Annotated in this window: 16 protein-coding genes and 1 riboswitch; of the genes, 2 read left to right on the top strand and 14 right to left on the bottom strand. The window is 29.2% G+C overall.

Annotated features, from left to right (window positions below; all coding sequences use genetic code 11):
• The first annotated feature begins 60 nt into the window (after positions 1-60).
• Together RDK80_RS13185 and RDK80_RS13180 are read left to right on the top strand one after the other, a co-directional pair.
• Positions 61-651: a hypothetical protein gene (locus RDK80_RS13185; RefSeq protein ID WP_216559453.1), complete on the top strand. Its 591-nt coding sequence runs from the start codon at positions 61-63 to the stop codon at positions 649-651.
• A 56-nt stretch (positions 652-707) separates the two neighbouring features.
• Positions 708-908, top strand: a complete 201-nt coding sequence (locus RDK80_RS13180) for a helix-turn-helix domain-containing protein (protein ID WP_094901830.1) — start codon at positions 708-710, stop codon at positions 906-908.
• Positions 909-973: 65 nt separating this feature from the next.
• Here RDK80_RS13180 and RDK80_RS13175 read toward each other — a convergent pair whose 3' ends face one another.
• The 14 genes from RDK80_RS13175 to RDK80_RS13110 all read right to left on the bottom strand — a co-directional run bounded on the left by RDK80_RS13175 (position 974) and on the right by RDK80_RS13110 (position 13,165).
• On the bottom strand, positions 974-2,149 hold the full coding sequence (locus RDK80_RS13175) for a sodium:proton antiporter (protein ID WP_216559455.1): 1,176 nt from the start codon (positions 2,147-2,149) through the stop codon (positions 974-976).
• Positions 2,150-2,197: 48 nt separating this feature from the next.
• Positions 2,198-2,256: riboswitch (Fluoride riboswitch) on the bottom strand.
• Between the two features lie 105 nt (positions 2,257-2,361).
• On the bottom strand, positions 2,362-3,603 hold the full coding sequence (locus RDK80_RS13170) for a hypothetical protein (protein ID WP_216559457.1): 1,242 nt from the start codon (positions 3,601-3,603) through the stop codon (positions 2,362-2,364).
• Between the two features lie 96 nt (positions 3,604-3,699).
• Positions 3,700-4,092 (bottom strand): zinc ribbon domain-containing protein, encoded by a 393-nt coding sequence (locus tag RDK80_RS13165; protein ID WP_216559459.1) that lies wholly within the window; start codon positions 4,090-4,092, stop codon positions 3,700-3,702.
• On the bottom strand, positions 4,082-4,390 hold the full coding sequence (locus RDK80_RS13160; RefSeq protein ID WP_216559461.1) for a hypothetical protein: 309 nt from the start codon (positions 4,388-4,390) through the stop codon (positions 4,082-4,084). The genes RDK80_RS13165 and RDK80_RS13160 overlap by 11 nt, the downstream gene beginning before the upstream one ends.
• The gene (locus RDK80_RS13155) at positions 4,380-4,913 is read right to left on the bottom strand and encodes a sigma-70 family RNA polymerase sigma factor (protein WP_216559463.1); all 534 of its coding nucleotides are present in this window, start codon (positions 4,911-4,913) and stop codon (positions 4,380-4,382) included. Before RDK80_RS13155 ends, RDK80_RS13160 begins: the two co-directional genes overlap by 11 nt.
• Before the next feature lie 214 nt (positions 4,914-5,127).
• A complete protein-coding gene (gene lipA, locus RDK80_RS13150) occupies positions 5,128-5,970 on the bottom strand; it encodes a lipoyl synthase (RefSeq protein WP_308524520.1) in 843 nt (280 codons plus the stop codon).
• Positions 5,961-6,986: a lipoate--protein ligase gene (locus RDK80_RS13145; protein ID WP_216554485.1), complete on the bottom strand. Its 1,026-nt coding sequence runs from the start codon at positions 6,984-6,986 to the stop codon at positions 5,961-5,963. The genes lipA and RDK80_RS13145 overlap by 10 nt, the downstream gene beginning before the upstream one ends.
• A gap of 197 nt (positions 6,987-7,183) precedes the next feature.
• Positions 7,184-7,915, bottom strand: a complete 732-nt coding sequence (locus tag RDK80_RS13140) for an ABC transporter permease (protein WP_216556294.1) — start codon at positions 7,913-7,915, stop codon at positions 7,184-7,186.
• 13 nt (positions 7,916-7,928) lie between these two features.
• Positions 7,929-8,675, bottom strand: a complete 747-nt coding sequence (locus tag RDK80_RS13135; RefSeq protein WP_216556297.1) for an ABC transporter permease — start codon at positions 8,673-8,675, stop codon at positions 7,929-7,931.
• Positions 8,675-9,580 carry an ABC transporter ATP-binding protein gene (locus RDK80_RS13130; RefSeq protein WP_094901814.1) on the bottom strand — a complete coding sequence of 302 codons (906 nt, stop codon included), beginning with the start codon at positions 9,578-9,580 and terminating at the stop codon, positions 8,675-8,677. The genes RDK80_RS13135 and RDK80_RS13130 overlap by 1 nt, the downstream gene beginning before the upstream one ends.
• 132 nt (positions 9,581-9,712) lie before the next feature.
• The gene (locus RDK80_RS13125; RefSeq protein WP_216556300.1) at positions 9,713-11,137 is read right to left on the bottom strand and encodes a HAMP domain-containing sensor histidine kinase; all 1,425 of its coding nucleotides are present in this window, start codon (positions 11,135-11,137) and stop codon (positions 9,713-9,715) included.
• A 4-nt stretch (positions 11,138-11,141) separates the two neighbouring features.
• Positions 11,142-11,858: a response regulator transcription factor gene (locus RDK80_RS13120; RefSeq protein ID WP_246565581.1), complete on the bottom strand. Its 717-nt coding sequence runs from the start codon at positions 11,856-11,858 to the stop codon at positions 11,142-11,144.
• 213 nt (positions 11,859-12,071) lie between these two features.
• Positions 12,072-12,902 carry a RimK family alpha-L-glutamate ligase gene (locus RDK80_RS13115; RefSeq protein ID WP_216556302.1) on the bottom strand — a complete coding sequence of 277 codons (831 nt, stop codon included), beginning with the start codon at positions 12,900-12,902 and terminating at the stop codon, positions 12,072-12,074.
• Between the two features lie 71 nt (positions 12,903-12,973).
• Complete coding sequence (locus RDK80_RS13110; protein WP_216556305.1) at positions 12,974-13,165, bottom strand: hypothetical protein; 192 nt, start codon at positions 13,163-13,165, stop codon at positions 12,974-12,976.
• Positions 13,166-13,205: the final 40 nt, after the last annotated feature.

Genomic DNA, 13,205 nt, shown 5'->3' with positions numbered 1-13,205 from the left:
AAGAGACTTTATATTTCTATTGTATAATTAAAGCACAATATAAATATAGGAGGCGAAATAATGAAAGGATTAAATTTATGTATTGATATTGATGGGACTATTACCGAGGCTTACGATTGGATTCCTAGGGTAAATGACTATTTCAATACTAACATCAAACCTAAGGATGTAACAGTATACGAAATACATCGGGTTTTAGGAGTAGATAGGGCAGCTTATGAGTTATTTTATGCTTTATACGGCGAAGCATTACATCAAGAAGCTAGAATTAGAAAGGGTGCCAAAAAAGTTCTTAGCAATTTGTATAGACAGCATCAAATTCATTTCGTTACTGCAAGAGAAGAAAGAATGAAAAATGTGACTTATTTATGGTTTTCCCATCATAAAATATCAATGGATTCACTAACTCTATTAGGTTCCCACAATAAAGTTGGCACTGCAAAGGATTTAAGTTGTGATATCTTTATAGAAGATCGATATGAAAATGCTATGCAGTTGGCTGATTCTGGATTTGAAGTGCTCCTTATGGACTGCAACTACAACAAAGGACCCTTGCCATCGAATATCACACGTGTAACAAATTGGTTTGAAATAGAGGACATAATAGAAAACCGTGCAGAAAAACAACTTAATGATTTTAGAATTGCATAATAATTTTAGATTATATTAAGTATAATTAAATATAATATTTTAGAGGAGGATTTTTTATGCTAAATGGTTCAAAGGTAAGAGAACTAAGAAACAGCAAAGGATATACTACATTGGATATAGCAAAATTTACTCATATCTCTAAATCTTATATTGAAGAATTAGAGCGAGGAACAAAGAAAAATCCCGCTTTTAACAAAGTAGTTTTATTGGCAGAAGTTTTAGGCGTTAAAGTAGATGATCTAGTCTTGAGAATGTAAGCTGCTTATATTTATTTTTATTAATTGAAAAATACCCCTTAATAAAATCAAGGGGCAATGTTTTTTCATGATAATAATTTCTCTCCGCTTAAGCTAACACCTATTGCTCCAAGAGGTGCTGTGAGAACAATGGCTAAAACTGCTATGGATAAAATCAAATCTCCTGACTCTACTCCTAGAGACAATGGAATAGCTCCTATGGCTGCTTGAACTGTTGCCTTTGGTATATATGCTATAATACAAAATATCTTTTCCTTCATATTTAGATTAGTTTTTAATAGCGATAATACTACTCCTATGCTTCTAGCAAATAATCCTATAACAATTAATAACATACCTTTAAAACCTGTATCAAGTGCTAACCAAATATTTACCTGGGCACCTACCAATACAAATAATAATATCTCTGCAAAAACCCAGATTTTATTAAGCTTAACAGCAATTCTTTTTCCTATATGAGGCATAGATTCAAATATAATAAATCCAATTGTCATAACACCTAATAGCCCTGCAATTTCTATCTTAGACTTAACTAAATCCTCAAAAGCTGTAAGAAGAATTCCCGCACCAATAATATATAATACCTTTTTCGTATCTCTGATAGAATATCTTTTAAATATCTTAACTAAAAATATTCCTATAACTACCCCAGCCAATATTCCTAAAATAATAGATATTGGAATACTTAAAATCCGCATACCTATATTAATCTTTGAACCACTATATATTCCTAAAAATGTAGAAAAAATTGTAATAGCAAAAACATCATCAATTGAAGCTCCAGCCAGTATTAGAGTGGGTATCCCTTTTTCTCCTCCAAGTCCTCTTTCCATGAAATTAAGCATTGCAGGCACGATGACTGCTGGAGATACTGCTGCAATTATAAATCCAAGCATGCCTCCTTGTACGAAATTGAATTGAAATATCTTCATAGCTGCATAAGCTATTGCTAAACCTTCAAATAATCCCGGTATACAACTTAACCTTATGGCAGGAGCACCAACCTTTTTTAAATCTTCCTTGCTAATTCCAAATCCCCCTCTAAGTAGTATTATAATTAACGCAAGCTTTCTAAAATCAGCTGAAACTTTTATAATGTCTTCACTAAGCCAATTAAGCCCATATGGTCCTATAATAACACCTGCAATAATCATACCTAATAGTCCTGGCAATTTTATCCTCGTGAACACTGCATTTGCTAGAAGTCCTAATATTATTATGATTCCTAAACTCGTTGCCATGTTATCAATCCTCCTAAAATTAGACATAAAAAAACCTACAGATATCCCATATCTGTAGGAGTTATTAGCATATAGCAGTTAAGGTCAACCCCATGACCTATTTTTTATTATATCATTTCTTATATATGTTTACAACCTATTTATACCCTATTTACTTATCCTAAATATCCTGAAAATTATAATATAAATATAATAGCCCAATATCATTAGATTTATATATTTATTATAAATTCATTCTTACTCAACATATTACAAATTCTAATAATATCTTCTTGTGAAAATGTTTTTTGAAACTTTTTCTTAACTTTTTTGAAATAAGAAAATCTAACAATAGAATGGGATTCTATTCTCTTTATATATTCTTTACTGAATCTACTTTTATTCTTAGATATAGCTTCAAATATCATAATGTGAGAACAATCCTGAATTACTCTTTTTAATTTCTTTGCTTTTTCAGAGGTAAAAGTAGTTTCATTATTAAAGAAAGTATCAATAAAATTTAGCAGCTTATTTATCAGTCTATCTAATTTATACTTATCCGCTATTTGAGAGAATATGGTCATATGTTTATTATTATAATCTTCCCTTATATCCTGTAGATCATCTATTATCTGAAGAAATACTCCATAACCAAACATAAACTCTGCTTCAACTCTATCTAATATTCCTCTAACTAAATACCCATCAGCTAATACAGATGTACCTCCCTTTTCAAAGGTAATCCCTATTATATTCTTTTCAAAAGGTAATGTTTTTTCCCTTTGCTGTATGAGACTTTGTTCTTGGGCTGTATGAATACCTAGAAGGCTTTCAAAGACTTCAGAATAAGTATTCCTTTGAAACTCATATTCTATCTTTTTTACAAGATTGTAAATATGTTGTTCCATATTATTTAAAGGAGCACTATCTTTTCCTAATAACCAATCTCTAAACCTTTTATTAAACTCTACCTTTTCTCCAACTGAAATATTAGCATCATCTAAATAATTATCGCTATATGGATATAACATGCTATAAGCGAATATGGAAGGTGTTAGCTTTACTTCCATATTATATAATATTTGTATACTATTCATAATCCAAACATTTCTAATAGCTTGAAATATATCATAAACCTCCATTTGAGAATCAAATTTCTTTACCTCGTCTATAAATTCTCTAGTAATATTTCCATACCCATTATCAATAAAAAAATCTATAATGCTTTCTTCATAATTTGATATCTGTATCTCCATTTCCTTTATCAGTTCAAATACTTCTTTTCTTAAATCTTCCTCTTCATTCTCATTCTTCGGTATTTTCTTTAATGTTCTAAACAGTTCTTTTCTAAACAATTCTATTTTTTTCTCATTCTTAATTTTTTCAGCAAAGGAGATCTTTTCAGTCGGCATATGTAGTTCAGGCTTTGTTTCCCACCATATAGAAAGATACTTATCTGTTAATTCCTTTATCACTCCATCACCGTCCCTCTCATAATAGTAGATTAATTATACTATATTAGATAGCTTGGGGAAAGTGTAAGAAATTAAAATACTGCCAGTGGCAGTATTTTAATTTCTTTCTTGCAATCTATGTGAGCAATTAGGACAATATTTCCAATCTCTTTTTATTTCCATACTACAATTTGTACATTTTAGAATTCCCATACTAAATTGTTTTCTCATAACTAGATATACTATTAATCCTACAAAATTAGGCACGTATGCTGCTGTTGCCATCCATAAATAAGGATCCATTCCCCTAGATTTGGCATCTTTATATACATATCTACATATAGCTATGATTACAATTGCTAGAACTACAAGAATTAATAAAAATAAAGAGAGAACTCTAGCATGTATTTCCTGTGAATGACCTAATTTCAAGACAATTAAAGTTAGGGGAAATATTCCAAAACCTATCCACAGTGCTGTAATAAACCAGAATAAATTTTTACTTTTCATAATTAATCTCTCCTTCCTTATTGTTTCTCAACACAATGATTACTCCAAGTGACGATATGCAACCTATCAAGTGTATTATACATAACAATGAAACTGTAGCTTCGAGTCCAATATATTTACTCCCTACAACAGTAATTCCTAAAATGGCTATTATATACGATATAATTGATAGTAATATTAAATAATAAATATTCTTATTTTTTATAAATGCAATTGTATCATCTACTAAATTCTCTGAAGGATGAATTTCCTTCCTGCCTATTTCTAATAATATTTGTTCTAATTCTTTATCGTCCATATCCATCCTCCTCTAAGATATCTTTTAGCTTTGTCTTTGCAGTATTTATTCTAGATTTAATTGTCCCTTCGGGTACTCCTAATATCTCTGCGATTTCTTTATATGATAGTGATCTGTAATAATATAGAATTAGAGGTAGTTTATGTTTGTCTTTCAACTTACTTATTGCTTCTTGTACCCTTTTTCTTTCTTCTTCTTTGTGATATTCTTCTTCTGGTAGTCCTAATATTGAATTGGCATTGTCTAATATACGGTTTTTCTCATCAGAATCAGTAAAATCCACTATCCTATTTAACCACCGTTTTGCTTTTCTATACTTATCTCTGTAGGAATTAAGTGCGATAGTATACAGCCAGCCCTCAAAACTTTTACTTTCATCAAAGGAATCTAGATTAGAAAATACTTTTATCCAAGTATCTTGAAATAAATCGTCAGCCTCTTGTTTATTTCTAGACAGATGAAAGCAAAAAGTATATAATTTTGTTTTATTCTTATTGATTATCAAATCTATATCTTCTCTCAAGCCTTCATCCTCCTTTATATATGTATTACGCCTTAACTTAATATTAGTTCATTTTTAAATAAAAATTCCAAAACATATATATTATATTCAACCTTAGATTATTTCTTTTATAAACTGTAGATAAATGATTAAAATAAGGAAACTAAAAAGAGTAAAAGAAATATATAATTTTATTTCTTTTACTCCCTAATGTCCTTAAACCTTATCTAATATTCTAGAAGTCTTCTGCATAGTATGAGCTTCTAACAAGTGGTGATGAAGCTACCCTCTTAAATCCCATAGATAATGCAATCTCTTTATATTCATCAAACTGCCCTGGGGTAATATATTCTACTACTGGAATATGAGCTGTAGTAGGCTGTAGATATTGCCCCAATGTCAACATATCACAATCAACTTCTCTTAATCTTTTAAATACATCTATTACCTGTTCCTTAGTTTCACCTAAACCTAGCATCATACCTGATTTAGTTTTCATCTCTGGTCTTGTTCTTTTTACATAATCAAGTAATTCTATTGACCTCTCAAATATTGCCATAGGCCGAACCTCATCATATAACTCTGGTACTGTTTCTACATTATGATTCAATATATTTGGCTCTGAATCTAAAATAATATCTATTAATTCTTTATTTCCCTGCATATCTGGTATAAGTAGTTCAACTGTTACCTTTGGAGTAGTTTTTCTTATCTCCTCTACAACTCTTGCAAATTGGTTAGCTCCCTGATCCTCTAAATCATCTCTAGTAACTGATGTGATAACTGCATGTCTTAAACCAAGTTTAGCTACAGCCTTAGCTACATTTTCAGGCTCATCTGGATTTACTTTATCTGGCATTTCTCTAGTTACATTACAGAAAGTACAATTCCTAGTACAATTTCTGCCCAGTATCATAAATGTAGCAGTTCCTCTCTCATAACATTCCATCCTATTAGGGCAATTTGCCTCATTACATACTGTATTCAAAGAAAGATCCGATATCAAAGAATTTACCTTGTTTGATACAGTTCCTCCTTGCATCTTTACTCTAATCCACTCTGGTTTTCTTAAACGCATACATATCCCTCCATATTTGATTCTATATCCAGTAACCCTTCAATAAACTCTTTAACTGATAAACCTCTAATGTAATCATCTATGTTTATTTGATTTAAAACATTTTCTAAATCTTTTATACTATGCTTTATCCCTATTAATCTTTCCTCTAACTCTTGTATATTCTTCTCTCCAAAAAAATCCCCATAAATAGAGATATTCTCAATTTTACCATCTTCAACCTCTAGATAGTATTCAATTACTCCGCTTGGATATTTAACAGAATTTTTATATCTATAATTTGGGCTTTTCCCATAATTCCATTCCCAGGTTTCAAATCTCTCTCTAACTATTTTATTAATTTCTTCTAGATCTTTTTCATTAAATTCATATATTGTTTCTATACCATGGGTTTTTATTACATAGTTTTTCAGGTATTCTCTAAACTCTAGTAGTGTCATGCTCTCTTTCATATGATCGGCGATATTCGTAACTCTTGCCCCTACTGATTTTACTGATTTATCAACAAATTTTATAGCCTTGGATTTTAGGGCTAGGGATAATTTTGACATATCACAATCATATAGAAGAGTTCCATGGTGAAGAAGCTTGTCCTTCTGAAAATATTGGGCATTTCCAGAAAACTTCTTCCCATCTATTGTTATATCATTTCTACCCGTAAATACAGCATTGACTCCTAATGATTGAAGAGCATTTATTACTGGCATTGCAAACTTTTCAAATCCATTTTTTACTTGGCCATCTGAAGAATTTCTATAAGTAATAAAAGAAAAATTCATATTACCTAAATCATTATAAACCGCTCCTCCTCCTGATAATCTTCTAACTATTATAATATCATTTTCTTTAACATAGTCTAGGTTTATCTCAGATAGAGTATTTTGATTTCTACCAATCAATATGGAGGGTTTATTTATCCATAACATAAATACCTCTTCATTAAAATTATTCATTAGATATTCTTCTGCAGCATGGTTAAAAAAAGGATCATTGCTATTATTTATTACATATATCATTTTATATCCTCCTATTGGTATAATCTTTTTCGTCTCATTATATCTAATATTTTTAATCTTTTCAATATTATACTATATAACCTTTACTCATCTTCTTCACATTACTTTATCTCATAAAATACATAGTATTACACTAAGTATAACATAATAATACAGTTCTCTTGTCTAAAAATTCTAGAACAAGAGAACTGTATTATCTATGAAAGTATATCCTTAGTTTTAAATTTATATAAACCTATTACAAAAGCTATAACAAATAATACTATACTGAAGGGATAAATAAGCATACTTGATTCAAATAATCCTCCTCCAGAAGTAGCCATTGCAGGATAGGTCCAAGGGTAAAATATCCAATACTTAGTATTAGCCACAAGGAGTGCAGGAAGAGTAAGACCTATTCCTAATCCTAATGGTACTCCTACATGAGAGAAGCTTATACTTATAATATAAATTATTATCATAATAGGAAAAGATACTATATAGGATAAAAGAGGCTGTCCAATAATCATATCATAGGGAATAGGCCCTGGGGCTTTCACCATCTTTCCTGCTATTAATACACTTACTATGAAAACAAGTATATTTATGAAAACTATACCGCTACCTAAGATAAACTTGCTTATATACATATCCTTTCGTTTAACAGGAAGGGTTAAAGCATATTTCCATCCCCCATTATCATTTTCTACTTTTCCCATAATAGACATAATCAAAGTAATCAATATAGGCAGTAATAGGAAGGAATAGAAAATAACACTTTGTGTATATATTTGGCTCCATATATTTTGGCCTTTTTCTGTAAATAGGTCATAATATCTTAAAAAGTTAGAAGCCCCTTGAAAGACTACAAATGCAGGAGCCAAAGCGGCAATCCATAAAACTTTTGAATGTTTTAATTTTAATATTTCTATTTGTAACATTTTTAACATTATATCTTCTCCTTTATTCCAAAATATCTTTTCTTTTAAAATTAACCACACCAATAAAAAGAAATAGCAGCCCAAAAATTATACCGCCTTGTATTGCTATAGAATTATTTTCTCCTTTCAGTGGTATAGAGTAAAGCATGTGGGCATAGGGAATAAATCTTGCAATAAGTTGAGATTGAGCTAAAAATAAAGATACAATAATCCCCACGAAACCTTGAGCTAGTGAAGCTATAATATTGTTAGTTCGAGAGCTTAACCAAAGTTGTAAACTGATTACTCCTAGAAGAGCAACAAATTGATATATGCCATATTTAAAAAATAAATATATATCTAAGGAGTCAGGAAAATTTAATATTTTTCCCACAAGTATTAGCCCTAAAATATTTAATATAATCATAAGGATACTAAAGATTACTACAGTAATCCATTTAGAAAAATATAATTTATTCTTGCCAATAGGCAAAGTTAAAGTATATTTTAGACCTCCATCTTTATAGTCTACATAATATAATAGTGAGCATATTGTTGTAATGGCCAATGGAAAAGTAATAAACCAAAGAGCTGATAAATGATTTTCTAATAATAAGATTTCCCATGTGTCTAAAAGAACCTGTTTTTTTATAAGATAGTCATATCTTAAATAAACATCTACAAAAGCCAAAAAACTAGTACCCAAAGAAAGCAATACAGCTATGCTCCATGTAAATCCTCTTTTCTGCTTGAGAAATTCATTTTTAATACTGGATAGAAAAACTTTCATTATTTTATTCCTCCTGTTAACTCTAAGAAAATATTCTCTAAACTTTTATTTTCTTCACTAATATGTGAAACTTCAAAGCCTTGAAAAACTAATTCTTTATTGATCAGCCCAGGATTTAAGTCTTCTTTTTTCAAGAATAATCTATCATTCTTTTTATCTACTTCATAATTTTTATCTAATAGATACCTTTCTGCCTCTGATATAGGAGAAACTCCTATACATATTTCAGACTGATTTTTATTTTTAAGTTCTCTAAGAGGTCCTTCAAAAAGGAGTTCTCCTTTATTAATAATTCCTACTTGTGTAGCCATTAACTCTACTTCACTTAAAATATGACTGGATATTAGTACAGTTACCCCCAGCATTTCCGGAAGACTAATTATTAAATCTCTTATCTCATGTATTCCAGAAGGATCTAGCCCATTGGTAGGCTCATCTAATATCAATAATTCCTTATTTCCCAACAGTGCTTGAGCTATTCCAAGTCTTTGTTTCATTCCTAAAGAGAACTTCTTGACTCTTTCATTTTTCCATTTCGTTAAATCTACAATTTTTAGTACCTTATCTATCTCTTTTTTATCTGCATCTAATATTTTTCTAGTTATTTCTAGATTTTCTTTAGCAGTTAAATTGCCATAGTAAGATGGAGATTCTACCATAGATCCCACTTTTCTTAATAGATTTATAGAATGACTCTCCATAGGTTTACCAAATAAATAGGATTTTCCTTCAGTGGGCTTTATAAGTCCTAGAAGCATTCTTATTGTAGTAGATTTTCCAGCACCGTTAGGTCCTAAAAATCCATAAATCTGCCCTTTTTCTACTTTCAAATTAATTTTATTAACGGCGGTAAAATTACTAAATTGTTTCGTTAAATTTTTCGTTTCTATAACATATTCATTCATACTTAAAACCCCTTTTTATTTTTTTGTTAATTCAACTCTATCATTCGGACCTTAAGTATATTTTTAGTCTTCCTTAATTAATCCTTAAATCTGTATAAAAAAATAAGCCTTATTTAATTTATAAGACTTATTTTATAAGACTATAGTTATTTTGGTTCCTTGCCCTAGCTGGCTAGTAACTTGAATAGTACCTCCATGAGCTTCAATAATCTCTTTGGATATAATCATGCCTCGTCCAGAACCTTTTTTATTTTCTTTTAAAAGTTTATCATTATAATTTCTATCAAATAGATGATCAAGTTTTTCTTTAGGTATACCCATACCATTATCCTCAATTAAAATGCAAACTCCATTATCATTAGAAGTCGATATATCAATAATAGTATCTTTAGTATTGTGTATTAGTGCATTATATACTAGATTATTTATTGCCCTAGAAAAAAGATGGGTATCTAAGTCGATGAAAACAGGATTTTCTTTATAAGAAAAATTTACTTTCCTATTCTCATATAATGGATGGTTTAAAATATTAACAATAATTTCTACCATAAAATCATTTAAATTAACTTTTTGCCTTTTTAAAGGAATTAAACTATTTTGCAGTTTATAGGTTAGTTTTAAATCATTTAATAAATTCTCTATATAATCTGTTTTCTCTAATATTATTTTCAAATAATTATCCTTTTCCTCATTAGAAGACATATAATTATCATCTAATAATATTTCTCCATAACCCTTAATAGATGAAAGAGGAGTCTTTACATCATGACAAAAATTTTCTATCCAGTTTTCTCGTATCTTATTTAGATTTTCTTTTTCCATTTTATTTTCTTTTAGTTTGAGACTGAGATTATTTATGCTAGAACAAATATCCTTATATATGCCTTTTTCAGGATAGTAAACATTATAATCCCCACTAGCTAAAATTTTAATGCCATTAATTATTTTAAATAAAGGATTTGTAAGCTTTCGACCAAATAAATAACTTATTAAAATAGTTATGAATAAAGTACTAAATAATGTTACAAATATTGCTTGTTTATATGATTTAAATATCTTAGAAAAATTAAAATAGATTATATATCTTGCTACTAAATCATATGGCAGCCCTATTATATAACTATATTTTAAATCATTATTCTTAATCATGCCTATAAAAATACTGGAATCTCCTATAACACCATTATATTTATAAGCATGTACAATCTCCACAGGAGAATAGTGTGTAGGAGCATTATCAGGTTTAAGATCACTGTATACTTCATATCCATTGTTATCCAGTATTTGCACCCATCCATTATTCTTTTTTAATATTTCAATTCCTTCTTCTGATACATTAGGATTATCATCTTTAAATTCTATGAATTGTAAGAAATCTGAAGCAAATTCTTCTGCTCCCATGGGAGTTGAGTAGATTTCATTGGTATCCCTAGCATTTCTAGAAAGCGTATATTGTCCATATAAAAAATAATTTAAGGAGGAGAAAACTAGCAAGAGAACCATCATATTGACAATAGTTATGGTTATGATAAAGCGTAAGGTTATTTTCCAGTTCATCCACCTATACCTCCTTAGTATTTAATTTGTATCCAAGTCCTTTTATAGTTAATAAATACTTAGGAGAGCTGGGAATATCTTCAACTTTTTCTCTTATTTTTCTTATATGGACCATAATAGTATTGTCATCACCGAAGTAGGGTTCTTCCCATATGGCTTCATATAAAGTCTTTTTACTTAATATATGGTTTGGATATTTTGCCAAATATAATAAAAGTTGATATTCTTTTGCTGTTAAGGACAAAACCTGCCCATTTTTTGATACTTCTTTTTTTCCTTCATTTATGGATATTTGCCCAAATTCAATTATATTATTTTCTATAGTATTTAAATATGCTTTCCGTCTAAGTTGTGCCTTTATTCTATAGGCTACTTCTTTAGGGCTAAATGGTTTAGTAATATAATCATCTCCACCCAAACTTAAACCCAATAATTTATCTATATCATCATTTTTTGCGGATAAAAATAATATTGGGCATAAAGTGATCTCTCTTAAAGATTGGCATACTTGAAATCCATCAATATCTGGAAGCATTATATCTAGAACGATTATATCTGGATTTATTTTTTTACACAGTTCAATGCCCTCATATCCAGATAAAGATTTGTATATCTCTTTAAATCCCTCTTTAATCAATGTTGTCTCTAACAAATCTAATATATCCTTCTCATCATCTACTAAAAGTATTTTTTCTGTTCCTAAAGAATTTATTCCAATCAATTCAATTATCCTTTCTAATACAAATATATTTTAAAATATAGTTATATAAAACAGAGTTTATATCTTCAGTATATATTATTAAAACCTTAAATAAAAGCACAAAAAATCTGATAGAGTATTTCCCTATCAGGCTTTAAATGAATTATTGAATATTTTAATCTAAAGCATCTATAATATACATCCTTCTAAAAAGTCCTTAAAATGATTTCTATTTTAAGAAGCTCTTGGGAATGTTGGATTGCTTGGTGTAAAATCCGGGTCATTGTTTATATATTCTTGAATATATTTTTCTACCTCTACACCTATATTTCTTAGACCTTCATTACCAAACATTACATTGTATTCCAATACATATAATCTATCATCAACTACTGCTACATCAAACCCTGCATGGTTTATGTTTAACTCCCTTGCTATATCCTCCACTAACTTAATTGCTTCTTCTGGCACATTATCATAATCATAAGATGCACCCTTTGCAATATTGTTATGAAATTGGCCTTCTCCTGCAATTCTCCAATAGGAACCTATTACTTGATTTCCTACATAGACTATTCTAATATCTCTGTCTATAGGAAGTCTTTCCTGAATATATAAAATTTCATTATTATCTATATAATATCTAAGTTGTTTCCTATCTTCTACAAGAAAAACTCCTCTTCCCATAGAATTCTTTATTTCCTTAGCAACTAATGGATAACTAAATTCTTCCTCTATTGTTTCTATATTTATATTGTCCTTACCTAATATTTGTGTATAAGGTACATTTTTAGGGAATATAGCTTGTAAAGCCCTAGTTGTCTCAATCTTATTATGCCCAAGTTGGTATGTGCTGATATTTGGAAATATCTTTTTTTTCAGTCCATAGACCAATGTATTCACTTGCCAGTATTCAGGAAATAATATATAATCTGCTTCTTTTATCTTCTCTATTTCCTTGAACATATTTTCAGGTTTAATATAAGTAACTTTGGAAATGCCTATCGTTCTAAAAGGGTTAAATGTGATTAATTTCATTAGACCATCCTCTCTAATATTTGACAAAAATATTTTACTCCGAAAAGATGGTTTTAGCAATATTTTTTTATTGGAAAAATATAAATAATATCCAATAATTACTTTTTTCTCATCTTTCTAATAAAAATTCTATATAGCCATATCAATATGCCATAAGCTAATATTATAATTAATAAGTTCATTATCCTCTCATTCATAGTTCCATCTGCAAATATTACAGGACCTATTCCAAAGAATGATATAAATAAAAATAGGATTATAAATGCTATATGACCTATTACTTTTAACATAATAATCACTCCTTAAAAATAAATAATCACTCTTAGAGTA

It is taken from the genome of uncultured Tissierella sp. (assembly GCF_902479755.1).
Classification (GTDB): Bacteria; Bacillota; Clostridia; order Tissierellales; family Tissierellaceae; genus Tissierella; species Tissierella carlieri.
The sequence above is the reverse complement of the archived record's forward strand: the minus strand, read 5'-3'. Positions and strand labels throughout refer to the sequence as shown.